Here is a 25,080-nt window from a genome sequence, read left to right as displayed (position 1 = left end):
ACCTTACTTTGCAATGAAATTAATCTTAGCAGGAGCAATTTTACTAGTTACGCCATTTTGTTTTTCTATGCTTTTTGAAGTTCGACAGACCTGTGTTTCCACCAGAAAAGTACATGGAAACTCGAGATTTAAGCTCTCGATCTAATCTCTTTTTAATGAGATGAAATAAAACCTCAAAAATTAAATCTAAATGCTACCCCAAAAAGGAGTAGCATTTATTTATCTTCAATTCAGATTCCTTAAACTTCACCATGAAAAAACTGCTTTTCCTTCTACTTATCTTAGGCACATTCAAAACCACTTTTGCCCAGCAAAATACACTATCGGATGAAGCTCAAATTCAAAACCTGATTCAGGAATCTTTTGACACACTGTTCTCCACATTCAATGCAGATGCTATTGAGAGCTACTACACCAAAGATTTTATCCTTTTGGAGGATGGGGAAATATGGGATAATGAAATTATTAAAAATTACTTCAATGGAGCCATCAAAAAGCAGCCAATTCCAACGCGCGTAAATAAGTTTGAGTTTATCAAAACTGAAGTGAATGGAAATATGGCCTGGATAGCCTATGATAATTATGCAACCATTTCTCGAAATGGAGAAATTATCCGAGAAAACCATTGGATAGAAAGCGCTGTTGCCATCAAAACAAGCGATGGTTGGAGGTTGAAAATGCTTCACTCCACTCCTGCCAAAAAAGAATAAACGTTGGCTTATTTGAAAACCATTTTCACATTATTCTCCATCTCATTAATTTGTTTCAGTGCGGCCTTGGCACAGAGGCAAAATGAGCTACCAGATAATGTCAAGCAGATTTTGTTTTTAGGAAACAGCATCACTTATTCTGGAGAATACATTGCTTTTGTAGAGACATTTTATCGATTGCAGCATCCAGAATCTTCCATAGAATGGTTGAATCTTGGCTTACCAAGCGAAACTGTTTCTGGACTTTCGGAAGAGGGTCATGCCGGAGGAGCTTTTCCAAGGCCCGACTTGCATGAACGATTGGACCGGATTTTCGCCCAAATTAAGCCTGATTTTGTTTTTGTCAATTATGGAATGAATGATGGGATTTACCTGCCTTATGACTCAGCTCGATTTGCGAAATATGCAGCAGGAATGCGTTGGTTAGATTCCAAAATCAAGGCAATTAATGCAAAGCCAGTCTTTTTAACCCCACCGATTTATGACCCAGCCAAAGGGATCCCCTACTCGATTACCTTGGATTTATATACCTCTTGGCTGATTGATCAAGAAAAAGAATCCAACTGGAAAGTAATCGACATCCATTTTCCGATGAAAGCCTACTTAGAGGCCCAGCGCAAAATCGAACCAGCCTATTTCTTGGCAAAAGATGGCGTCCATCCCAATTCAACAGGACATTGGCTAATGGCGAGAAGCATTTTGGAATTTCTAGGCTTGGGAGAAATGGATTCTGAAGGGACATTTGAGGAACGAATCAGCAACTACCCAAAGGGAATGGAACTGTTTATTTTAATTTCCCAAAAGCAGAAAATCCTCCGAGACACCTATTTAACTGCAACAGGTCATTTAAGGCCAGGTTTACCGGAAGGGCTACCTTTAACCGAAGCAAAAGAAAAAGCGGAGTCGCTTGAAAATCAAATTCGAGATTTATTGGTTAACAATTGAGAATTCTTTGCTTTCAAATTTTAATCTATCCATGGATTTATTTACTACCAACACAAATCTTCTTCCTTATGATGGGATCGTCAATTACTTCGGTTTTGTACTTCCAAAGCCAGAAGCGGATCACTTCTATCAGCGCTTGATGGATACGATTGAATGGAAAAACGATCAGGCGATGATGTTTGGGAAATTGATCGAAACCAAGAGAAAAGTGGCATGGTACGGTTCTGAACCTTTTCAATACACCTATTCCAAAATTACCAAGCAGGCACTTCCTTGGACCTCCGAATTAAAAACACTCAAAGAAATCTGCGAAAAGCAAACCGGAGAAACCTACAATTCCTGCCTATTGAACCTTTATCATGATGGTTCTGAAGGCATGGCTTGGCATAGCGATGGAGAAAAAGATTTGAAAAAGAATGGTTCTATCGCCTCGATGAGTTTTGGTGCGGTTCGGAAATTTGCTTTCAAACATAAAGAAACTGGAGAAAAAGTCGAGGTCATTTTGGAACATGGCAGCTTGTTGGAAATGGCCGGCACTTGCCAAACGCATTGGCTTCACCGTCTCCCGCCAACCACCAAAGTAACCCAACCTCGAATCAATTTGACTTTTCGGACCATCATGAAATAGTGGGTAAAAAATGAAATCATCCCCGCAAATCCTTTTAGATTAGATTCTCATTCAAACAAACGAACATGGACTATCCTCACAAAACCACTTTCCAGTTTATCAGCGAACCTTCAGACATCAACTTTGGGGGAAAAGTCCATGGAGGTTCTGTGATGAAATGGATCGATCAGGCAGCTTATACCTGTGCAAGAACTTGGGCAGAAAGCTATTGCGTCACGGTCTATGTGGGTGGTATCCGATTTTACAAACCGATTAGCATTGGAGAAGTCATCAAGATCGAATGTGCGGTGATTTACACCGGCTCCTCAAGTATTCACATTATGGTGGAAGTGTATTCCAGAGATTTTTCAGAGCATGTTTTTGAGAAAAAGACGCATTGCATTATCATCTTCGTGGCTGTGGATGAAAAAGGCGAACCTAAGAAAGTTAAACCTTGGATTCCTCAAACCGATCAGGAAAAACATTTGGAAGAATACGCGATTCGATTGAAAGACCTTAGAGAAAAGATTCATACCGAGATGAAGCCTTTTTTTAATGAGTGATAAAATAATCTGATTACCCGCAAAGATGCCAGTGACCTCTTTTTCATTGGTTATCTGGCTGCAAGACCTATGACGGGTGACGGAAGTACCAGCAATGGTATTGTTTACAATATATTAAATCGCTTTTTACCTTTTAGTGGTGCAATTGTGGATATACATATAAAATAAGTATTGAGACGTTCTGGATTTGTCCTTCCTAATTTTTTGGGAAATTGATGCAACTTATTACTCTTTAATTGCATCTACCTAATTGTCAGACAATCTCCTTTATGAAAACCCTACTAGCAACCTTTATCCTACTTTTAACTTTCAACCCACTTTTTGCCCAGACCTCGCTTCATGAGATTGGATTATCAAATGGTCCCTACGCGGTAGGATTTACTCATTATACTTCTCACGATAGTACCAGACTATACAGCCGGATTTTGGATTATACAAAGGAAAAAATACCTCGTCCCATTACCACTAGTATTTGGTACCCATCCGAAGAAAAGGTAAATGGATTATCTCCTGTGACCGTCAAAGACTATGTGAGAATTTTAGCAGAGGAGGAAGAATGGGAGTATTTACCTGACTATTATCTTTTGGATTGGTTTCGAGACTTGCCCAATTCCCCTCAAAATCAGCAGCACCTTATTGAAAAAAGTACCGCTTACTTCGATTTGACTTGGTCTGATGGAAGCCATCCAACAGTTATTTATTCGCCAAGTTATCAAGCATCTTCGGTTGAAAATTTTGCGCTATGTGAATACCTCGCAAGTCATGGTTATGTCGTTATCTCCAGCCCAAGCAGAGGGGCGGATACGCGATATTTAGAAGGAGGTACTGTAAAGGAGCTGGAAACACAAGCCAGAGATATTGAATTTCTTATTGATAAAGCGATTCAAATCCCATCAGTAAATCCCAAAAAGATCGCTGCAATGGGATTTAGCTTTGGAGGTCTTTCAAATGTACTAAGCCAAACCAGAGATAATCGGATCAAAGCTGTAGTAAGTCTGGACGGATCAATCAAATACGCCTATAAGACACTCCAAGAATCACTATTCTTCAAGATCGAAAATGCGAATGTCCCCTTTATCCATATGGCGCAAAAAGACATTCCAAAGGAAGTTCTTAAATCAGATAATTTGGATGAATCCTTGAATAACGAATTCGCATTTTTTGAAGAATTGAGTCAAAATGATGCCTTTCAGTTGAAATTTTTACATATGACTCATTCCTATTTTAGTACGTTCGGATTACTTTTTGGCAACCGAGACCCAAGACAAGATCATGCAGATTCTTTAATCATGGAATCGTATGGGATAGTTGCTGAGTACACACTGAACTTTCTCAACGCCTATCTCCAAAATCAATCCGAAGCAATCCAGTATTTGAATTCATCACCCGAAGAAAATAAGATCGGAACAGGCTACTTAACTATAAAGAGAAACGAAATCACCAAAAAAGCAAGTTTTGACTTTTCCGACTTCAATGACCTCACAAAAGCAGATGATTATATCTCCATCAATGAAACCTATGATTCGCTTAAATCAATTTATCCTGACTTAGAACTCCCAGAAGGCAAGCTGAATTACCTTGGTTTGCAATTGCTTTACAACAGGGAAACCACTCCGAAAAGTATTCGCGTCTTTGAGTTTGCGACTCAAATTTACCCCACCTCAGCCAACCTTTTTGATAGCCTTGGCGAAGCTTATCTATACCAAGGCGATACGTCGATGTCTATCGTAAACTATCAAAAATCTCTTGATCTCAACCCTCAAAATGAAAATGCAGCAACTGTATTGAAACGTTTGAAAGGAGTTAATAATTAAGCGAATCAGAAAAATCCTTCACATTAATGTTCCTTTTTACCAAACATTTTCTTGAACAAACTCACCACCAAAAGAACTACCAATCCTACAGCCAATCCAATCAAAAACTCTTTGATAATCGATGGCCAACTTTCCAGCAAGTGATGAAAAAATTCAATATTATGCGCAAAAATCCCTCCTGAAACCAAGAGTAAGGCAATAGTACCAATCACTGTCATGCTCTTGATAATCTTAGGCAAGGCACTGACTAATACCCTTCCAACTTTGTCTGAAAAGCTATTTTCTTGTTCATTTAAATTAATCAACCGTACTCCAAATTCATCCATCCGGACAATCAACGCCACCAAGCCATACACTCCAACAGTCGCCAAAATTGCAATAATTGAAACTACTGCAATTTGTGTAGAGATGGGTTTTTCGACCACAGTACCTAGTGCTATTATTACAATCTCCACCGAAAGGATAAAATCAGTCAAAATTGCTGACTTTACCTTTACCTTTTCAGCAGCAATAACTGCTTCAGTAGTCAAATCCTCCACAGCTGTTACAGCCTTAAAATGCTCATGCGGAAAGAAATATTCATAGATCTTTTCTGCCCCTTCGAATGCCAAATAAAGTCCACCCAACACCAAAATAACCGTTACTGCGGTTGGCAAAAAAGCACTCAATAAAAAGGCAAAAGGGAGAATAATCAGCTTATTCAAAAAGGACCCCTTGGTGATGGCCCATAAAACCGGAAGCTCTCTGTCTGTTACAAAACCGGAAGCTTTCTCTGCATTTACTGCCAAGTCATCCCCGAGGATCCCGGCTGTTTTCTTTGCTGCCACTTTACTCATCACAGCTACATCGTCCATGACAGTGGCGATATCATCCAAAAGCGCAAAGAATCCTGAAGCCATATATAGTTTTGAAGGGAGTTAAAGATTTGAAATTCGAATGTGAAGATAGAGTAGAACTTGGATCGCACCAAAAGGGATTTGATCTAGCGTTTAATCCCGCTAAGTAAGAAGCTACTTCTCAAGCTTATCCAAAAACAGTTTTTCTACATAAAACTGCCAATCGGAAAAATCTCTGGCCTGATTCGCCAAATGTACGTGGTGATCTTGATCCAAAATATAATCAGCCGGTTTATTCAAACTTCTTGTTTTCCCATAAACCTCCTCCAAATTACTTTGAATTGCATTCCATTCTTCCGCCATTCCTGCAAGCTTTTGGGCTGCCATAGCTCGCTTTTCTCCCGATGGATCATCCATCTCCGCCAAAGTAATCAGCGCCCGATTGGAAAACTGAACCGCCTGTGCAACCTGCTCATAGACCTCCAAGGTGTAAATGTTTCGATTTGCCAACTTCTTAGATTCAGCTATTCGCTCCAATACCAAATCAACTTTAGCAAGACTCACTTCGGCTTTTGAAAGCTTCTCTGAATATTTTGAAGCCCAAGTTCCTGCTGAATCCGGATTCGGGAGTTCAATCAAGGCCTCATTCATCGGATCGCTCAACCTTCTAATCCGGTTTCGATCTTTTCCATCGAGCAAGGCATTTTTCCAAAAATCAACAGGCTCCTCCAAGTCATCAATAAAAGCCAAGTATGCTGAAGCTAAGTCCGCTCCAAACTGACGTTGGATAAATGACTGATGAACTTCAGCTATGCTCCTAGCTCCTCCCGACCAGGTATATTCCGCGAAGGTGGCGATCCCGCGCTGATACAATTCAAAATGTGGGGAATCATCATCCCAAAGGGTAAGCAACAATCCTGAAGTTTTATTTTCAATGGAGCTCAAAGCAAAATCACGGATATTTTGAGCATTACTTTGCTCCTGCGGCATCAGATTCCAGCGAGTCTGTCCTGCCGTCGCACCCATTACCTGGAAGCCATTGGATGTAAACCAATTCATCGCTTTCGCATTTCCCGGTGATTCTGGCATATCGTAGTTCCAGCGCATATAGACACAATTTTTTGGAAAAAGGTCTACGTATTTATTCAGGTTTTCAGCCTTTTCGGCCCAAATACTATCCACTTGGCTCGATGAAAGATCCCGGTTATAAATCGTGCCATAGAGCTCCGCATTTTTCAGTGGCATATCATCCCAAAAGATTGGTGTCAACCCTTTACGCTCAGCGTACTCACTCACCCGATTGAGCCAAAGCAGTTGTAATTCTAAAGCAGATTTCCCGCTATTTCGCCCAGTAGTATTCACCTCATCTCCTCCCACATGTAGGTAGTTGGCATGAGGAAAAGCTTTTAAAGCATCAGTATACAAATCAAACTGAACCTGATAGGTCTTTTCATCCAAAGGATTAAATGCCCAGTCGCTCTCGGGATCATCTCGAAGATTCAGATATTCAGGATGCTTTAGGATAAAAGATGCATGACCAAGACCTTGAACCAAGGGACTCATTCGAATATTTCGAGCCATGGCATAATCGGCAATCTCTTTCCATTCAGCAATGGAAAAGGCATCGGAGGAACCCACTTTTGGTTGAAGTTCGTAGGCTAGTTTATCCTCGATCTCAATGATGATAGCATTGATTTTCCAAGAAGCCAAGCGATCGATCAACTCGAAGTAATAATCCTTTTTCTCCAAATGATGCTTCACGTCAAGGTGTACAGCCCGATAAGCCAAAGCAGGTTCATCGAAAATCTGACCACCGGGAAGGTTTACATTTTGGTCCTGCGCATCTTGGATTATTTGTCCCAAAGTCATCAGCGCATTCCAAAGCCCCACTTCAGTTTGGGCTTTAATTTTAACTTCATCATCAAAAAGATCTAATTGATATACCTCGGTATTCCCAATCAAATTGGGGTCAAGTTCGAATTGAATTAATTCGCCTTCGAAAGACTCAAGTCCCTTTCCATCAATAAAACTCGTCTTCGACAACTCAAACTCTGATTGGATCAAGCTAGGACTTAGCTCTGTCGAGCGGCTTAGGCTCATCACTTTTGGCGATGGCAAAAGATCAAAAACAGCTGTAATTTTTTCTTTTTTCTGACAGGAAAAATTTACTAAAAAAAGAATAGCGAGAACTAAAATAGATAGCTTCTTCATGGGATCAATATTAGTAATAGGCGAAAGGAATTTACTCAGACATAAAAAATTCCCTTTTACAATTTGCCGAAATAATTTTTCAATCCAAGACAGTTCAGTACGCATACGCAGCTTATCTGGCTCTTTTCTTAAAATTATTTTTCAAACCGTTATTTCAAATACTTGATCAGCGGATACTAATTCCCAGCATTTTTACTTAGATTTTGAATTGATACCGAGGCAAATGCTGATTTCAGCTTTCGCTTCACCCACCCAAAAAACCGATTTGAATGCTGACACTTTTAATTATCCTTTTTGCCTTAGCGCTTATTTTGATCGCTATCATCAAGTTTGATATCCATCCTTTTTTAGCCCTCTTTGTTGGGGCAATTATCTACGGACTAATGATGGGTATGACCCCAGAATTGATCATTAAGTCGATTTCAGACGGATTTGGAGGGGTGCTGGGAAGTGTCGGTTTGTTGATTTTACTGGGAGTAATTTTGGGAACTTTCCTGGAAAAAACAGGCGGTGCGATGGTCATCGCAGAAAAAATACTGAAATGGGTTGGGGAAAAATCCGTGAATTTATCCTTGATGCTGAGTGGTTGGATCCTTTCGATCCCGGTCTTTGGGGACAGCACGATTATCATGCTCAACCCGATTGCCAAATCACTTTCTTCCAAAAGTGGAATCTCCTATGCAGCCACCATCGTGGCAGTTTCGCTCGGAGCAATGGCCAGTCATTCACTTGTCCCCCCCACTCCTGGTCCAATTGCTACGGCTGGGATTCTAGGTGCCGATTTGGGTCAGGTGATTTTCTATGGCGGCCTAGTTTCTCTATTAACCTTGATTCCACTTTATATTTTCGTGCAAAAGTGGGTGATCAAAATTCCTTTGAAGCCTGTTCTGGTAGCCGATGAAAAAGAATTAAAGAAGGAAGATCGCCCGAAATTCATCAGTTCTCTGATTCCAATTCTAGTACCCTTGACTTTGATTATTATCGCTTCGATTGCCAATTATCCTTCCAAACCATTAGGCGAAGGAGGCATAATCAAGGCTATCCAGTTTCTGGGAACCCCAGTTATCGCGCTCTTGATTGGAGCGATTTTGTCTTTTACCCTTCCGAAGAAATTTGATCGCAAATTACTCTCATCTTCAGGATGGGTAGGAGAAGCGATTTTATTAGCGGCTCCGGTCATCTTAATTACCGGCGCAGGTGCTGTTTTTGGAAAGATGTTACAAAATTCCGGTGTTGGTGATTTAGTAACCTCCACGATGAGTGATGCCAACTGGGGAATTTTTCTTCCTTTTCTGATTGCCTTTGGTTTGAAAACTGCGCAAGGTTCCACAACCGTTGCAATGATTACGACCGCCTCGATCATCGCTCCGATATTAGGACCGCTTGGTTTGGATTCTGAGACGATGAAAGTCTTCACTACCGTAGCCATTGGAGCAGGTGCATTGGGTATTTCCCATGCCAACGATAGCGGATTCTGGGTCGTGACCCAACTATCAGGGATGAGTACCAAACAGGGAAATCTATCCCACAGCCTTGGTACCATGATCGCTGGAGTGACGGCGATTACCTTGGTTTATATATTGAGTTTGGTGGTGGGATGAGGAAACTTATTTCCAACGCTGGTGATTTATTAAAAAAGAGAATAAATTCATAACAATGATCCATCAATTTGAAGTATCCCCATGACGAATTGCCTAAATTACTTCATACTGATTTTCGATTAACTTCAGCTAAAAATGAAAAAGCGTAAAGTACTTGAGACCTTAGAGAAACTTCCAGAAGACTTCGATATGGAAGAATTAGTCGAAAAACTACTGTTTATTCAACAAGTAGAAGAAGGTTTGATAGACTCCAAACTAGATCGAACCTTGTCTTTAGAAGAAGCAAAAGAAAAATTAAGCAAGAAATGGCAATCCTAGAAATAAGGATTACCGAATTAGCCTACTCTGATATCCAAGAGATCGAATCATATCTATTTAAAAGTTCACCCAGTATTGGAAGAAGTTTTACGGAAAAAATCTTTCGGAAAATAGAACTTCTTTACGATCATCCTGAAATTGGTAGGATAGTTCCCGAGTTTCGGGAAAGTTCAATACGAGAGATTTTTCAAGGAAAATATAGGATAGTATACCTAATTCTAAACTCCAATAGAATCGATATTCTGCGCATAATACATGGATCGAAGCTTATTGACCTAGGGTGATTCACTCTATTCATTTTTCATACTCTTTAATTCAGAATACCAGTTTAAATTCTGAAATAGGAGAATAAGGACTGAATAATTAATGACTTTTTTTTTACTTGAAAAGTAGAAGTAGAACTTAAAATCCAAAGGGATTCCCTACCTCGCAGTCCAACCACCATCCACGGTCAGCATAGAACCCACCATATAAGTGCCGGCAGGTGAAGCTAAGAATATCGCAGCGCCTTGAATCTCCGCAAGTTTACCCCAACGTCCCAAAGCAGTAGCACCGATAATAAACTTCTTACCTTCTTCTGTATCAGCTATTGGGAGATTCATTTCAGTTAAAAATGGACCTGGACAGATCGCATTTACAGTAATTCCAAAAGGTGCCAATTCCAAAGCCAAACCTCGGGTCATTTGTACGACCGCGCCTTTACTGGAAGTATAGGGGGTTCGATTAGCCAATCCTACCAGACCAAGGGTACTAGCCAAATTGATAATGGCCCCTTTGCCAGCTTTCTTCATAAAAGGAGTTACAGCTTTACAAGCGAGCCAAGTTCCATTGACATTAATCTTCATGACTTTATCAAAGTCTTCATAAGTCAACTCATCAATTGCCCCACGGATATTGATTCCCGCAGAATTGATCAGGGTATCGATCCTGCCAAACGTATCAAAAGCCAATTTTGCCATTTCTTCCATTTTGGCCTGATCTGTCACATCTCCTGCAAAGGCAATCGCTTTCACACCATATTCTTTCTCAATTTCAGCAGCAGCGGCTTCCCCTTCTTCCAGCGTTCTGCTCACGAGCATGATATTGCTTCCCGCAGATGCTAATCCTGCAGCCATTGCCTGGCCTAGGCCTTTGGAACCTCCGGTGATGATGGCAGCTTGTCCGCTTAGATTGAAAAGTTTTACTCCTGGTAATTGGGTGAAATCTGTTGCTTGATTCATGGTTTTTTCTAGGTTTTCGGTTGTCGGTTGTCGCTTTTGGAAGGATTAAATAACCTTCTAAACTTTTAGAAAATCATTCAAATCCGAAGCAATCTGTTCGTATTTCTCTTCTCGATTTGATTTTTTAATCTTTTATTCTCTCAATCTCTTATCTCAAAAACATGGTACTGTGTACTTAATTCCTTGTAATACACTAAATTATTTTTCGCGAGACCTTCAAGCACTCCAGCACATTCGTTTCCTCAAAAGCCAATCTTCCCTCCGGATCAAGATTGCTTGTACTTGGAAGATCGGATTTGAATACGTGCTTTTCAACCATTGCCATGGTTTTTTCGAAATCTTCTCCTTTCATTTCTTCAAAAGTAGCCCAGTAATCATCTTTCATACAGGGGATTTTCAAAGGGTCCCGAGTGATCATTTCCAAGCTAAAAGTGATGGCTGGATTGTATTTTCGGCAAAGCTTTACCCCTTCTTTCACATTCACGATTCCTTGACCAAGCGGAACTTCAGAAAGCAAAAAGCCATCCGTATATTTTTTCACGCCCATGTCTTTAATATGTGTCGAAAAAGCAAGCGGAGCCAAAGTCCGGATCACTTCCATCGGATCTTCAAGCAATGAAACATTATTCCCAAAATCCAAGGTTACTCCCAGCCATTCGCTGTCAATATCACGAATGATTGCGGCTAGTTCAGCAGCTTTCCAATCCTTGTGATTTTCGACCGCAAGTTTCATTTTATGCTTTTCTACAATGGGAATCGCTAAATGAATGGATTGCAAGGCTTGAGTTTTGAAGGCCTGAAACTCCTGAGCCGAGTGAAAATTTTCATACCGACGACCAGAAAGACAAACCGTTCGAAGGATTGTGGCACCTGCTTCTTTGGCCGCTCTAACTTCCGTTTCAAAAGCAGCAACTTCCGATGAAGACTTTGGAAGCCCAATGCTTCCCTCCAGATACATCCCCATGTTTTCGCGCTGATCCCTCACTTTTTTAGCAAAGTCAACTGCCCAACCATTCACTCCAACCTGAATTCCCCCAGCTCCGATCTGGTGGCAATGCGCCATTAAATCCAGCGCATCCTGAAATCCCGGATAGCTTGAGCTTTCGACTTTCGAATGCCATCTCGTCCCATAAGAATGAACGACAATTCCCATTGGGACATCCTTCAAATATTCTGGCAACAGTTGGAATGGAAATGCCAAAGCGGCTAATCCAAGTCCTGAAGTTTTCAAAAAACTCCTTCGGTCTTCCTGAATTCTATTTGTCTTCATGTTCAATGGGGCTAGGTTTTGGGTGAAATAGTTTAATCAGTTTTTGGAGGTGGAAGCGACTCGATATGTTTATTCAATTCGGCTGGACTCCAAGGATAAACTCTTCCCTGTGAAGTATGTCGAGTTCCACCAACTAAGCCACGTGTGATCGCAGGAGCTTGATTTCCCCATTCATTTCTAACATAAGTCAAAATGGCTGCGATACTTTCATCATCCATCGTGGAATGTGAAGGCATTACCGGTAAAATCTCCGGCGCATCATACTTCTTACCAGCTACTTCAATCGGTCCTTCTATCCCGTGAAGGATAATCAAGGCAAGTCTTTTTTCATCGCCTAATACCCAATCCGAAGCCACAAGAGGTGGAGCCATCCGGGGAACTCCCTTACCATTCGAACCATGGCAACCAGCACAACTCACGAGGTACTTCTTACGGCCTTCGGCAAATTGGATCTGTGCTTTTTCATCCAGAGAGCTAGCTGTAATGATAATTTCACTTGGCACAAAACCAGGCCAGCTAAAGCGTCTTTTTAGCATTTCCAGTTTGTTCTGATCGATAGGCAGATTAGCCTGCTTGAAAATAGCTGGCTCACTAGCAAGTGTAACAGGCTTTTGATTTTGAGCATTCCCAGCTTGGATAGCCATACCGATTAAAACCGTTTGTTGCTTCCAGTTCATTTCTGAATCTTTTCCCTGGACCATCGCCAAAAGCGATTTGATTTCCTGAGAATCTCCTCGTTTCATAATCGATGAAGTCAAAGTCTCCAGAAAAATCTCCTTGCTTTGAGCTGTGTTTTCCCAATCTGGGGCAGTCCAAAGTCTAGCTAAAAAACCATATTCCCGATCGGTGAGACTACTCATCACTGCATCTTGAATCAAAGCTTGATCTCCAAAAGAGTTTAGCACTATTTCTAAAACCTGCCCAGCAGTTACTTCTCCAATTGCCGCGCTGCTTAAGGCCAATTGCAAAGCTGTGGTCACATCTTTGGTTTTAGCCAGCTCAATCATTTTGGATTCCAGTTTTAGTTTAGTCTCTGGATTGCCCTTGGCGAAAGTCTCCAACAAGCGAAGGGAGGTGTTTTTCAACAAAGGATTTTGGTCCTCCAGCGTTTCAAAAAGTAAGTCAGCATCCAACCCATTCATTCCCTCCAGTGTCCAGAGGGCATGAAATCTTCCCAGTTCAGAATCTCCGGATTTTGCGAGATTCATTAATTCCGGAATTGTAGTCGGATCATTTCGCTCCACCAAAATTCGCTGAGCCATGTCCCGATGCCAACCATCTGGATTCGAAAGTCGAGAAATGAGTTCTGAATTACTTTCATTAGCAAGTTTTGGAAAAGGTTCTGGCTTCCAATCTTCTGGAACGATTCGCCAAATTCTACCCAAATGCACTGGCAATTCCAATCCCCGCTCGAGAGTTTGCTCCTTCAAATAAGGTGTCATATAGGAACTGTGTTGCACAACTCCACGATACATATCGGCTATATAAAGTGCTCCATCGGGGCCCATTGTCCCATGCACTGGTCTAAAACGCTCATCGGTCGAAGCCATAAATTCGCGTCCAGAATTTGGATCATGAGCCTCTAAGAGGATTCCATTCTGATTGACCACGTTTCGCTTGACTATATTTCCGGCATTTTCCATGACGAAAATATTCCCAAAGTATTCCGAAGGAAAAAGATGACTTCGATTGACAGTTGGTGAGCAAGCAGAAGTAAACTCCAACAATTTCCCGTCTTCAGTCAAAGTTCCTGGAATGTATCCTCGATTGATGGCTGGATTACTTCGAATAGGGAAAATCTTTCGATCTATGGTCAAGCCATGATCGATTCCTGTCGAAGGCTCATGATTAGGATTTCGCGAGAGGTAATTTGGAGGAACTAAATCTCCGTGAAGCTGCGACCAATTGTAATTATAGATCAGGCGGCCCTGATCATCCTGCGAAATCCCCCATTGACCACGGAACTCAGTGCTATCCCGAATCCAATTTTCCCCGTCTGTTCGATACCGAAGTCTGGACTTAGCACTGTAATACCAATTATCCACATTCCGCACAAAACCATTATCCGAATGCTCCGGAACTCCATTCGAAGCGTAAGTAGAATCCAACAAAATCTTGGTATCAGCCTTTAGGTCGCCGTCTGTGTCCTGCGTCACCCAAAGTGAATTATTCTCAGCCACCAAAGCTCCCCCTTTTATAAACCCAATAGCTCTTGGCATCACCAGATTATCGAGGTAAATGGTCCTTTTATCCATTTCTCCATCCCCATTCTCATCCTCCAAAATCGAAATTCGGCCAATGGGTTGATCTTCTTCACTACCTTCAAGATCGGTCATGTAGCCTCGCATTTCCACTACCCAAAGTCTGCCATTTTCATCAAACTGAATCAAAACAGGATCTTCGATAAGGGGTTCAGCAGCTACCAGCATCACTTTGAATCCCGGCTCGATCTGAAAGGTCTCCATTTCCTCTGCTGCAGTTCGAGCCGGAGAATCCGCAGTTTCCGGGATCGGTCCTTTTTTGCTACAAGAAAAAGCTAAGATTAGGAAGGGTAATAAAAGAATGCTTCTGAAGTGCATTGCAATAGCATATTTTGGGTTTAGTTGCTGATTAAAAGTTTTCTTCAATTCAAAAAACCATTCAGCAACTTCTAATTTGGCTTTTATTCCGCTGATTGACAAAAATGTATGAGGTTTAAAGGTAGATTTTGGATGAGTGGAAAAATGAAATTATTAAATACAGCTTCGCTGAAATAGACCTTCGGCGAAATAGGCTTCGCGAAATAGGACTAAAATCCAATATTTCATCGAGCGCAGCGAGATCTATTTCTACCGTATTTCAACTTTATTTCCATAGTATTTCACAATTGAAGTAACTTTGATTCATGAAGTTTTCCGAACTAGGCCTTTCCAAAGAGCTACTTACCGCCACCGAACGTGCAAATTATTCCAATCCCTACCCGATTCAAATTCAGGCGATTCCTGCTCTGATCAAAGGAAGAGATCTCCTTGGAATCGCCCCAACTGGTTCTGGAAAAACAGCTGCTTACATATTACCCATTCTTCAGTTTTTGCAGAAAAACCCAGGCACAAAACATCGAGCTGTCCCAGTCTTGGTCTTGGTTCCTACCCGGGAGTTGGCAGCTCAAGTAGCGGAAGTAGCGGATAATTTTTCAAGATTCTTGAGTAGAAAAGTGAAGACACTAGCGGTTTATGGTGGAGTTTCTATCAATCCCCAAATGCAAAAACTGATCGGGACGGACATTCTTGTCGCCACTCCGGGGAGGTTATTGGATTTGCTTTCACAAAATGCACTACAGCTTAATCAAGTCGAAATCCTGGTTTTGGATGAAATGGATAAGGTCTTGAATATGGGTTTCCGAGAGGAGATCGATCAGATTTTAGCAGAACTCCCAAAAAAGCGGCAAAACATCCTTTTCTCCGCAACCATGGAGGAAACACTCGAAGAGATGATCGCCTCTCTTTTGAATGAACCGATAAAGGTCTCTGTGGAACCTGAAACTATCGATGCCGACCTGATTGAGCAATATGCCTATAGGATCTCTGCAGAGCGAAAAGGTCCTTTTCTACGTTATTTGGTGAATTCGGGTGACTGGACTCAAATCCTGATTTTCGTTTCCTCTATCCGAACGGCTGATAATGTGGTGACGAAGTTGAATAAAAATGGTATCGATGCCATTGCTTTTCATGGGGATAAAAGTCAAGGTGCACGAACTGAAGCTTTGGCGAAATTCAAATCTGGCAAGACCCGAATCTTGGTTGCAACAGACCTCGCTGGCCGAGGAATTGATATCAAATTTTTACCCTTGGTCATCAATTACGAATTACCAAGATCCCCGAAAGACTATGTGCACCGTATCGGTCGAACAGGTCGTGCTGGAGCCACTGGAGAAGCCATTTCGCTTATCACCGAAGAAGATCTTCATCACTTCAAGATTATTCAGAAAAAAATGGGGAAGCATGTGCAACTGAGAAGTACCGATGAGATGGAGTTTTAAGTGAAAAGGCTAAATTCAAAAATCTGAAACCCATCCAAGAAAAAGATTGGAAAGGGATACAGATTGTTAATTTGAAGTTTATTTTAAACTGGATGAATCGTAGAAACTTTATCAAATCAGGTATAGGATTAGGAGCAACTGCCGCACTTACCGGGATTTATTCTTGGCAGATTGCCCCTTACAACCTGGAATTTGTGAAGTTGAACATGCCAATTAAAAATCTCCCTCAAGAACTTATTGGAAAAACACTGATTCAGGTGTCTGATATGCATGTAGGCAATCGATTTGACTGGAATTACATAATCGAATCACTAGAATTAGCTAAATCCTTCAAGCCTGATTTTGTGGTTTACACAGGAGATTTTACTTCATTCGAAAATAAGGAGCAGTACATTCAATTGCAGCAGGTTTTAAAATCAGCTGTTTTGGGCAAAATTGGCACATTTGCAGTTTTAGGGAATCACGATTACGGGCATGGATGGTCAAATGAAACAGTAGCCTCCACTACCTGTGAGATTCTAGAAAAAGCAGGAATCAACCCTTTGAGAAATGGAATCGGACAATCAGATGGAGTCAATTTCTTAGGAATGGATGATTACTGGGGATTAAATTTCGGGCCTGAGAAAATGATGGCAATGCATGATCCAAGTGCAGCTAACATTGTGCTTTGCCATAATCCAGATGTTTGTGATTTGGATGTCTGGAACAATTATCAAGGTTGGATTCTTTCGGGACATACCCATGGAGGCCAAGTCAAAGCACCCTTTCTTCCTCCTCCGATTTTACCTGTAAAAAATCGAGCTTATTCCGCCGGAGAAATTGACCTGAAGGATGGTCGAACTTTATACATCAATCGAGCACTGGGACATATGTACCCCATTCGTTTTAATGTGAGACCCGAGATCACTGTTTTTGAATTGACAAAAGGCTAGTTGACTTGAAAAGCGAAATTGGGTGCTACCTCCTAGCGTATTTTCTAGTATATTTTTTTCCGTATAACCGTTTTCTTACCAGCAGCCAAAGAAAATAAGGTTTGAAGTTCAATAAATCAGCTGTGGACAGTGGACAGTGGTCGGTCGACGATTAACCGCCACTTTCAAAGCTCATTTTTGATCTTCTGGTTAAATTGCGGGTAATCAGATAATTTTTTTAGATTGATAGACAATCAGACTTTAGCCTTATGAATCAAACTTTTCGAATTCTCATCCTAGGTACTTTTACACTTTTTGGATTTAAAAGCTTTGCGCAGCAAAAAGAAAAAAGCCCAAATGTGATTCTAATCATCACCGATGATCAGGGCTATGGGGATTTTGGATTCACTGGAAATCCTCACGTAAATACTCCAACACTCGATGCGCTGGCAGCTGAAAGCATCCGATTTACCAATTACTATGTTTCCCCAGTCTGTGCCCCTACTCGCTCGAGCTTGATGACTGGAAGGTATTCATTAAGAACCGGAGTGCGGGATACCTACAATGGCGGTGCGATGATGGCAAGTTCGGAGATCACTATTGCAGAACTACTGAAAGACAAAGATTATGCAACCGGTATTTTCGGCAAGTGGCATTTGGGAGACAACTATCCCATGCGCCCCAGCGATCAGGGATTTGATGAATCGCTAATCCATTTAGCTGGAGGGATGGGTCAAGTCGGAGATTTCACTACTTTTTTTCAAGGGGATCGAAGCTATTTCGACCCGGTGCTTTGGCATAATAACCAGCAACAAAAATACCTTGGCTATTGCTCAGAAATCTTCGCCTCCGAAGCCATCAAGTTTATCGAAGCGAACAAAGACCAGCCTTTTTTCACCTATTTATCCTTTAACGCTCCTCATACACCGCTTCAAGTTCCAGAGGAATATTATCAAAAATACAAGGATATCGACCCAAGCGCTGGCTTTGGCGAAGACGGAAAACCATTCTATCCCATGTCGGAAAGGCAAAAGGAAGATGCCCGAAAAGTCTATGCGATGGTGGAAAATATCGATGATAATTTGAATCGGCTTTTTCAGAAACTGGAAGAACTTGGCATTGCCGAAAATACGATTGTGATTTTCATGACCGACAATGGTCCCCAGCAGCAGCGCTATGTCGGGGGAATGCGAGGTTTGAAAGGAAATGTTTTTCAAGGAGGTGTGCGCGTTCCACTTTTGATTCGATATCCAAATCGATTTCAAGGAAACCGGGATATCGATGCACTTTCTGCTCATTTAGATATTATGCCTACTTTGGCGGGTTTGATCGGTTTTGAAGTGCCAAAAGACCGGAAAATCGATGGCAGAAGTTTGCTTCCTTGGATGGAGGGAAATACCCCTGCAACCGATGAGAGAATTTATTTTTCCTATTGGACTCGGAAATATCCAGAACGCTATCAAAATATTGCCATTCAAAAAGAAGGCTGGAAATTGGTTGGAAACACAGACTATAATGCGCCAGATGGGAGTTTTGAATTATTCAATTTGGATCAGGATCCGTACGAACAAAATAATCTGGTAGATAAAGAAGCCACTAAAGCTCAATCGCTTAAAGCTGAGCTAGACCTGATTTACAATGAACTGATCCAAGAAGAAAACTTGATCAATCAGCCACTGATAGAGGTTGGAAATCCCGCAGAAAACCCCACTATTCTGAATCGAAACGATGCGTCGGGAGAGCGCGGGATTTGGGCACAGGAGGATACTTATGGATATTGGAATGTGAAAATGGAAGAAGGGATTTATGACATTTCGCTCAAATTTGTGAAGCCAGTGGAGACTAAAGGCAAAGTGACTCTTGAGTTCGGAAATCAGGTCATTATTTTTAAAGATCAATCCGAAGAAAATTTTGATCTGTTGAAACTTAAGAATGTTTCTTTCAAATCCGGGATTGGCCAATTACTCCCTTTTTATGAAGCTGGTGGTAAGCGTTATTTTCCTTTTTGGGTGGAACTCAGTAAGAAATAAGATGATTGTCGGGGATGATACGGATATGCTTATATACTTTCTTGTTGTGGCCAGATGACAGAAGAGAAGAACCTTTCGCTTGGCGTTGAACGGTCAAGTATAAAAGCAGTAGCGGATTAAAAGCAAAATACTTTCAATCCGCTACAAAGTCAACAGATAGCAATTAGCTCTCAATATCCATGTCACCCGCTATTGCTTTTATACAATGTTGTGGGCATGTGCATTTTCTTTAGGGGTTGTTTATTCAAATTGAGTAACCATTAAATATCATCTATTTTCTGTCCAAATTCCTTTTTGTCTTTAAAGGCTCGTTTGGTCACTTTCAAATCCTTAAAATAACCAATTGTCGCAATGTCTACATATAGTCCAACATAACCCTTCTGATTTTTTCCTAACATCTTATTAACGATGAAAGAAGAATATTTCATGTCATTGATAATCATTTCAGCAGTTTCACCATTCACCTCAATCCGCATGGTAATCCACTCTTCCATCGCTACAGGGGCAGAACCTTCATAGGTTCCTGCCGGGAAATTATCCCTTAAGGTCTGAAATTTATAATCAGGGTATGAAAAATATTGAACAGCATGATTTCTGGCATATTGGTTATTTATTCTTCCTACTTTAGGTCGGAGATAAATAGATTCAAAGGCGGAATCATCTTCTTTTATTCTAAAATATACTCCAATAAAACCTGCAGCTGGAGCATAAGGCGAAGGGTCTTGGAATTTGCTGTACATTTTTACTTCTATCGTTCCGTTTTCAAAGTCATCTAAGCCCAAAAGCCGAGCATAGTGGGTTTCGTCAACAGTTTCTTCCAACCGATTGGCATCAAATGGAAGGGCCTCTAAATCCCGTTCAATTTTCAAAACCTTTTTGCCCTGAAATTTTACAATCTCACCGGTGACATTATGAAGCTCAAAGGTTTGTTTGCCCAGCTTCAAAGTCTGCCAATTTTCAGAACTCTGGGCTACAACGCCATTGTAAATTCCCAAAATTAAGCTTAGGCATGTGAATAATTTAAACATCTTCATTGATTCATTTTTTTAGGTTAATCATTTATGCTCTTACAATTTCAGCAAAGCCTCAGTTTTTGTAACCACTCTGCCCAACGCACCGAATTCATGTAAATCCCCAAATACTTCAATGCGGATAGATTGTTCTAAACCACCTACCTTTACTGCATCAAAGCCATTGTATTCTATTAATTGCTCTATATCCGTATCTATAGAGGTGTGATTTGTAGCATAAAATAAAACTGATTTTTCAGGTGAATGAAAAGCTGCACTTGCTAATGAAGCTGCACCTAATGTACCGAATGCTTTGACCAGTTTTGCTCCCTTTGGTAAGATAGCAGTATTAAGCTGTCCAGCGGATTCTTTTTCACCAATATTTTTTTTGAAACCGCCATTTTCATCCGGGGCAATTGGATTTGATGGATCAATGATTATTTTCCCTTGTAGTTCTGTACTAAATTGTTCGAACAATTCCTGAATGGTGTTGAACCAAACAGACAACACAATGATATCTGCATTCTTAATGGCTTCACTTATTTCGGTCGCTGTTGCCAGTGTTCCCAATTCCTTTGCCAATGCTTTTGCATCTTCCAACTTTCGGCTTGCAATAATTACGGGCTGATTCCCTTTGACGAAGTTTTGGGCTAAAGTTTTCCCGATATTTCCTAAGCCGATGATAGCTACTTTTGATGTTGTTGGCATACTATTTCTTTTGAAGTTTAACAATAAATTGATAATGCAAAGTTGTGATATAAAGAGCTCTCACTACAATGAACTGGGTCAAGAAATAGTATTGATGTAGTTTAAGATTTTTTGGTTTGCTTGTTTCTTAAACGACTTAAAAACTCGGGTGTAATGCCTAAAAATGAAGCAATTTGTGTTTGTGGAATTCGGTTGGCCAGGTGCGAATAACTTTCTATAAATGATAAATACCTTTCTTCGGCAGAAGAACTAATATTTTGCAATAATCGCTTCTGAAGCGATACAAAGCTATTTTCAATCAGTACCCTAAAAATACGGTCGAACTTAGGAGCTTGAATATAAAGTGACAGCAAATTATCGTGGCTTATTTGTAATACCATTGTGTCTTCCAAAGCATCAATATTGAGTTCAGAAGGTGTTCGTTCGTGAAAACTACCAATATCGCTCAACCACCAATTCTCGGAAGCAAACTGTATAATGTGAGTATTTCCTTTGTCATCAACTTTGTACATACGCACACAGCCTCGAACTATAAAATTGAACTGGTTACATACATCACCTGACTGCAATACATACTGCCGTTTTCGGTACAATCTGGGTTTGAACAAGTCGAACACCAATTGTTTTTCTTCCTTATTAAGAGGAATTAGATTTTGAAAATAACCTAACAAAGGTTCAATTTGTGTTTGTATAATTTTTTCTTCATTCATTCTTTGTCGGTACGAGGATGTTTTATCAGTTCGCTGCATTGCCCACAACATAATATACCCGCAATTGCGGGTATTTCCTTTTTAACTTTTCTAAACCTAAAAACTTTTTTCTATAAAATAGTTATCTATTTTTCGCCTAATCAGTAATTAACCGACAACAAACGGATACAATCGGATACAAATGGGTAGCTACCGATTTTGACTTTACCGACCCTGCAACTTTGGACCATAAGTTTTTCCTCTGGCGAAAACGACAAACAAATTTCCTAACCAAAACAACAAACATCATGAATGCGCTAAGAAACAAAGTTCAGCTAATCGGTCGTTTAGGCGGCAAAGTAGAAATCAAAAACCTAGACGGTGGCAAGATCCTAGGTAAGGTATCCCTCGCTACCAATGAGGTGTACAAAAATCAAAAAGGTGAGAAAATCACCGAAACCACCTGGCATAACCTCGTGATCTGGGGTAAGAATGCTGAGATCCTGAATAAATATACCGACAAGGGTTCGGAGGTCGCCATCGAAGGCAAAATCAGCAATCGGGACTATACTGACAAGGAAGGCGTGAAGCGCTACATCACCGAGATCGTAGTTAACGAAATTCTGCTAATGGGTAACTCCGAGAAAAAAGAAAAAATGGAAGCAGATCTTCCTTTTTAAAAATCCGGATTTTTCAATTAAAAAGGCAGGGAGTTTGTTCTTCCTGCCTTTTTTATTTTGGTTGTGACACAAGTTCAATCCAGTGGTGCTACCCCTCAGCTCGGCCGAGTAAAATCATTGCTCTTGACTGGGTGGGATTTACCTCCCCTACTCCCTACAATTGTCGGGGATTACTCTTAGGCTAATATTATCCTACCAGAGGGGGTTGGTTAAGTAGTCGCCTAGCTTTTGATGGAATCCCCTTCTTTCAATCCTTTTTTGTGCCAATACGAAGCCAAAATTGAACCTGAGATATTCATCAAGGGCCCAAATACTGCAGGAGCCAAACCCAGTGTAGCAATCTTCCCCATCTCCTTAGCGATGCCAGCTGCAAGTCCAGAATTTTGCATTCCTACCTCCAAGGCAATGGTGCGGGAATCTCTTTCACTCATTCTGAAAAGCCTGGCATATCCATAACCAATTGTATATCCTGAAATATTGTGAATCAAAACAATCAGAATTAACAATCCCCCGATATCCAACAAGCTATCTCTTCCTGCAGCAGTGATGATCACAATAATCATCGCAATACCAAACATGGACACCAAAGGCATTGCCACATCCAGCCATTTAGCTTTTCCTTTTAGCAGTCTATTAAAAAGTAATCCCGCTCCGATCGGAATGATGACCATTTTAAAAATGTCCCACATCATTTTTAAGACATCGATCTCTATAAACTCACCAGCCAGAAGCCTCATCAATAGTGGGGTAAATAAGGGGGCAAGAAGAGTTGAAATAGCAGTGATGGTGATCGAAAGCGCCAAATTCGCTTTTGCGAGATAGCTCATCACGTTAGAAGCCAAACCACTTGGGGAGCAGCCAACCAAGATTATCCCAGCAGCAATTTCAGCAGAAAATCCGCTGGCACTTGCCAGCACAAAACCTATCAATGGCATGATTAAAATTTGTGCAGAAAGCCCGATAAAGACTCCTTTGGGTGTTTTCACCACGCCATAAAAATCACCCAAACTCATCGAAGTCCCCATCCCAAACATGATAAGTTGGATCAAAGGAGTAATCAAATTGGAAAGTTTATAATCGCCAACCTCCACAAAATATACCGGGTAAAACATGGCCATTGTGACCGAAGCAAAAATGATCAGTGAAAAAGAGAAACCTTTAAGCTTTTCAAATCCACGAAATGAGATTGCTAAAAAGGCTAAAAAGGCGATCCAAAAAGGTCCTGATGTTGCAATTCCTTTCGTGAAATACATCACTAGCCCAAAAGCCAAAAAAACAAAACTTACTACTAAAGCGATTTTATAGCCTTGATTTTTCAAATCTGAGGAAAATTAAAAAGGGTGAATAATTCCCTGTCAAAATATCAATTTATCAGAAGAGGTAATGCCTTAAGCAGAATCTTTCTCTTGATTAAAGCATATCCTATCCCATTGAATGCGAGCTAAATTAACTAAGAATCACTAGTCGGTCTTATAATTCTGGTTTTTAAAGTATTCAAAGGAATATTTTAAATGATGGTAATTAGTTTCAAAAAGGAGAAGCAGTTTAATCAAATTGAGATTTCCCAAATTCTTTTTTTGAATTATCTTCCCAAAAATCTTTTTACAAACCCCAGTTTTCGTGCAAAAAAATTCCGTCGGAGAAATTCAAGAAAAATTACCTCGAAACCTCGGCCTTTGGGGAGTATGGATGCTGGTAGTAAATGGGTTAATTGGAGCCGGAATATTTGGGCTTCCTTCAGGCGCAGCCAAACTAGCAGGAGAATATAGTGTGTTAGTTTATCTTTTTTGTGCACTCTTGATCTTGCCAGTGATCTTAAGTTTTGCGGAAATCGGAAGTTATTTTCGTGGTACAGGCGGCCCGATTCGATATGGGAAGTTAGCTTTTGGGTCATTTGTTGGCTTCCAAGGAGGATGGTTATATTATTTAGCCCGATTGATTTCCTTCGCTGCAAACACAGTTTTACTCACCGATAGTATTGCCTATTTCTTCCCTATCATGGGGGATGGCATAGGCAGATTGGTTTCCTTGGGACTGACCTGTGGTTTGCTTAGTCTGATAAATATTCTGGGTTCTTCTGAGTCTATCAAATCGATGACGCTATTTACCATCATCAAATTCTCGGTATTGATTGGGTTGATCTTTGGTGGATTTATTTTGATTGGGGGCGACGTGATTCCAAGTTTTGACAGTCCACTTGCAGCTGGCTCAGATCTGGGAGCGGCGGCTTTATTATTAATTTATGCTTTTGTAGGGTTTGAAGGAGCAATTGTACCGGCAGGTGAAGCAAAGCGACCAGAGCGAGACATGCCTTTGGGATTATTACTGGGCTTGGCTATCGTAGCCATCATCTACATGCTGATTCAATTGGTATCTCAGGCGGCTGTTCCAAATTTGGCTGAAAGTACAAGTCCACTTTTGGATGCTTCCTCTGCACTATTTGGAAATACCGGAGCAGTGATCTTGATGATAGGAGTAGCCACTTCTGTTTTGGCTAACCTCATCAGCTCGATGTTTTCTGCCTCTAGAATCACTTATGCGTTGGCATTGGAAAAATCCCTACCAGCATGGTTTGGAGAAGTGAATCCAAAGTTTTTGACGCCAGCTAATTCGGTATTATTCTTTGGTATCGCAGCATTCGCTTTGGCAGCGATGGGTTCTTTCACCTTCTTGGCAGCTATGACGGTGCTCTCCAGATTGTTTTTATTTATCATGACTTGTGCCGCAATTCCAGTCTTGAGACCAAGATTTCGAGACCAGGGCTACTTCATTTTGAAAGGTGGATATCTGATTCCGGTTTTAGGAATCTTAGCTTGTCTCTGGCTGATGCTTCAGGTAAGTTGGACTTCAGTTTGGCTCACGGCAGTTCTGATTGGAATTGGAACGGGCTTGTATTGGTTGGGTAAATCTCAAAAGTAAACCCTATCCTTTCCCAATAT

General features: G+C 40.9%; 23 protein-coding genes. 14 read left to right on the top strand and 9 right to left on the bottom strand.

Going from position 1 to position 25,080, the window contains the following annotated elements; translation table 11 throughout:
- The first annotated feature begins 13 nt into the window (after window positions 1-13).
- The 6 genes from BVC88_RS21685 to BVC88_RS17215 all read left to right on the top strand — a co-directional run bounded on the left by BVC88_RS21685 (window position 14) and on the right by BVC88_RS17215 (window position 4,639).
- On the top strand, window positions 14-145 hold the full coding sequence (locus tag BVC88_RS21685; protein ID WP_262481242.1) for a hypothetical protein: 132 nt from the start codon (window positions 14-16) through the stop codon (window positions 143-145).
- A 106-nt stretch (window positions 146-251) separates the two neighbouring features.
- Window positions 252-710, top strand: a complete 459-nt coding sequence (locus BVC88_RS17235; RefSeq protein ID WP_075351962.1) for a nuclear transport factor 2 family protein — start codon at window positions 252-254, stop codon at window positions 708-710.
- 12 nt (window positions 711-722) lie between these two features.
- Entirely contained in the window at window positions 723-1,655 is a 933-nt protein-coding gene (locus BVC88_RS17230) for an SGNH/GDSL hydrolase family protein (RefSeq protein ID WP_245803669.1), read from the top strand.
- A gap of 31 nt (window positions 1,656-1,686) precedes the next feature.
- Window positions 1,687-2,283 (top strand): alpha-ketoglutarate-dependent dioxygenase AlkB family protein, encoded by a 597-nt coding sequence (locus tag BVC88_RS17225; RefSeq protein WP_075352014.1) that lies wholly within the window; start codon window positions 1,687-1,689, stop codon window positions 2,281-2,283.
- Between the two features lie 65 nt (window positions 2,284-2,348).
- Window positions 2,349-2,825, top strand: coding sequence for an acyl-CoA thioesterase (locus tag BVC88_RS17220; RefSeq protein WP_075351960.1), 477 nt, complete (start codon window positions 2,349-2,351; stop codon window positions 2,823-2,825).
- A 269-nt stretch (window positions 2,826-3,094) separates the two neighbouring features.
- Entirely contained in the window at window positions 3,095-4,639 is a 1,545-nt protein-coding gene (locus BVC88_RS17215; RefSeq protein WP_075351959.1) for a dienelactone hydrolase family protein, read from the top strand.
- Window positions 4,640-4,662: 23 nt separating this feature from the next.
- Here BVC88_RS17215 and BVC88_RS17210 read toward each other — a convergent pair whose 3' ends face one another.
- On the bottom strand, window positions 4,663-5,538 hold the full coding sequence (locus BVC88_RS17210) for a DUF808 domain-containing protein (protein WP_075351958.1): 876 nt from the start codon (window positions 5,536-5,538) through the stop codon (window positions 4,663-4,665).
- Between the two features lie 111 nt (window positions 5,539-5,649).
- A complete protein-coding gene (locus BVC88_RS17205; RefSeq protein ID WP_075352013.1) occupies window positions 5,650-7,686 on the bottom strand; it encodes a family 20 glycosylhydrolase in 2,037 nt (678 codons plus the stop codon).
- 269 nt (window positions 7,687-7,955) lie between these two features.
- On the opposite strand from BVC88_RS17205, the gene BVC88_RS17200 reads away from it, so the two are divergent.
- From BVC88_RS17200 to BVC88_RS21790, 3 genes are all read left to right on the top strand, one after another.
- Window positions 7,956-9,287 carry a GntP family permease gene (locus tag BVC88_RS17200; RefSeq protein ID WP_075351957.1) on the top strand — a complete coding sequence of 444 codons (1,332 nt, stop codon included), beginning with the start codon at window positions 7,956-7,958 and terminating at the stop codon, window positions 9,285-9,287.
- Between the two features lie 135 nt (window positions 9,288-9,422).
- Window positions 9,423-9,605 carry a hypothetical protein gene (locus tag BVC88_RS17195; protein ID WP_075351956.1) on the top strand — a complete coding sequence of 61 codons (183 nt, stop codon included), beginning with the start codon at window positions 9,423-9,425 and terminating at the stop codon, window positions 9,603-9,605.
- Window positions 9,593-9,889: a type II toxin-antitoxin system RelE/ParE family toxin gene (locus BVC88_RS21790; protein WP_075351955.1), complete on the top strand. Its 297-nt coding sequence runs from the start codon at window positions 9,593-9,595 to the stop codon at window positions 9,887-9,889. Before BVC88_RS17195 ends, BVC88_RS21790 begins: the two co-directional genes overlap by 13 nt.
- Window positions 9,890-10,027: 138 nt before the next feature.
- Here BVC88_RS21790 and BVC88_RS17185 read toward each other — a convergent pair whose 3' ends face one another.
- From BVC88_RS17185 to BVC88_RS17175, 3 genes are all read right to left on the bottom strand, one after another.
- On the bottom strand, window positions 10,028-10,825 hold the full coding sequence (locus BVC88_RS17185) for an SDR family NAD(P)-dependent oxidoreductase (RefSeq protein ID WP_075351954.1): 798 nt from the start codon (window positions 10,823-10,825) through the stop codon (window positions 10,028-10,030).
- Window positions 10,826-11,018: 193 nt separating this feature from the next.
- A complete protein-coding gene (locus tag BVC88_RS17180; protein WP_075351953.1) occupies window positions 11,019-12,095 on the bottom strand; it encodes a sugar phosphate isomerase/epimerase family protein in 1,077 nt (358 codons plus the stop codon).
- Window positions 12,096-12,127: 32 nt separating this feature from the next.
- A complete protein-coding gene (locus BVC88_RS17175) occupies window positions 12,128-14,776 on the bottom strand; it encodes a DUF7133 domain-containing protein (RefSeq protein WP_245803668.1) in 2,649 nt (882 codons plus the stop codon).
- A gap of 203 nt (window positions 14,777-14,979) precedes the next feature.
- Between BVC88_RS17175 and BVC88_RS17170 the strand changes: the two genes are divergently transcribed.
- The 3 genes from BVC88_RS17170 to BVC88_RS17160 all read left to right on the top strand — a co-directional run bounded on the left by BVC88_RS17170 (window position 14,980) and on the right by BVC88_RS17160 (window position 19,054).
- A complete protein-coding gene (locus tag BVC88_RS17170) occupies window positions 14,980-16,113 on the top strand; it encodes a DEAD/DEAH box helicase (protein WP_075351952.1) in 1,134 nt (377 codons plus the stop codon).
- A 92-nt stretch (window positions 16,114-16,205) separates the two neighbouring features.
- Window positions 16,206-17,045 carry a metallophosphoesterase gene (locus BVC88_RS17165; RefSeq protein WP_075351951.1) on the top strand — a complete coding sequence of 280 codons (840 nt, stop codon included), beginning with the start codon at window positions 16,206-16,208 and terminating at the stop codon, window positions 17,043-17,045.
- Between the two features lie 248 nt (window positions 17,046-17,293).
- Entirely contained in the window at window positions 17,294-19,054 is a 1,761-nt protein-coding gene (locus BVC88_RS17160) for an arylsulfatase (RefSeq protein ID WP_075351950.1), read from the top strand.
- A gap of 260 nt (window positions 19,055-19,314) precedes the next feature.
- Here the strand turns inward: BVC88_RS17160 and BVC88_RS17155 are convergent, their stop codons facing one another.
- The 3 genes from BVC88_RS17155 to BVC88_RS17145 form a co-directional block, all read right to left on the bottom strand.
- The gene (locus BVC88_RS17155; RefSeq protein ID WP_139316597.1) at window positions 19,315-20,082 is read right to left on the bottom strand and encodes a family 16 glycoside hydrolase; all 768 of its coding nucleotides are present in this window, start codon (window positions 20,080-20,082) and stop codon (window positions 19,315-19,317) included.
- A 39-nt stretch (window positions 20,083-20,121) separates the two neighbouring features.
- The gene (locus BVC88_RS17150) at window positions 20,122-20,772 is read right to left on the bottom strand and encodes an NADPH-dependent F420 reductase (protein WP_075351948.1); all 651 of its coding nucleotides are present in this window, start codon (window positions 20,770-20,772) and stop codon (window positions 20,122-20,124) included.
- 101 nt (window positions 20,773-20,873) lie between these two features.
- A complete protein-coding gene (locus tag BVC88_RS17145; RefSeq protein WP_175574442.1) occupies window positions 20,874-21,482 on the bottom strand; it encodes a Crp/Fnr family transcriptional regulator in 609 nt (202 codons plus the stop codon).
- Between the two features lie 287 nt (window positions 21,483-21,769).
- Between BVC88_RS17145 and BVC88_RS17140 the strand changes: the two genes are divergently transcribed.
- Complete coding sequence (locus BVC88_RS17140; protein ID WP_075351947.1) at window positions 21,770-22,141, top strand: single-stranded DNA-binding protein; 372 nt, start codon at window positions 21,770-21,772, stop codon at window positions 22,139-22,141.
- 221 nt (window positions 22,142-22,362) lie between these two features.
- Here BVC88_RS17140 and BVC88_RS17135 read toward each other — a convergent pair whose 3' ends face one another.
- Window positions 22,363-23,394 (bottom strand): bile acid:sodium symporter family protein, encoded by a 1,032-nt coding sequence (locus BVC88_RS17135; protein ID WP_075352010.1) that lies wholly within the window; start codon window positions 23,392-23,394, stop codon window positions 22,363-22,365.
- A gap of 367 nt (window positions 23,395-23,761) precedes the next feature.
- Between BVC88_RS17135 and BVC88_RS17130 the strand changes: the two genes are divergently transcribed.
- Window positions 23,762-25,060 (top strand): APC family permease, encoded by a 1,299-nt coding sequence (locus BVC88_RS17130; protein WP_075351946.1) that lies wholly within the window; start codon window positions 23,762-23,764, stop codon window positions 25,058-25,060.
- The last annotated feature ends 20 nt before the right edge of the window (window positions 25,061-25,080 follow it).

The sequence above is a fragment of the Algoriphagus marinus genome (assembly GCF_001936475.1).
GTDB classification, from domain to species: Bacteria; Bacteroidota; Bacteroidia; order Cytophagales; family Cyclobacteriaceae; genus Algoriphagus; species Algoriphagus marinus.
This window is presented reverse-complemented; position numbering and strand designations above follow the sequence as displayed.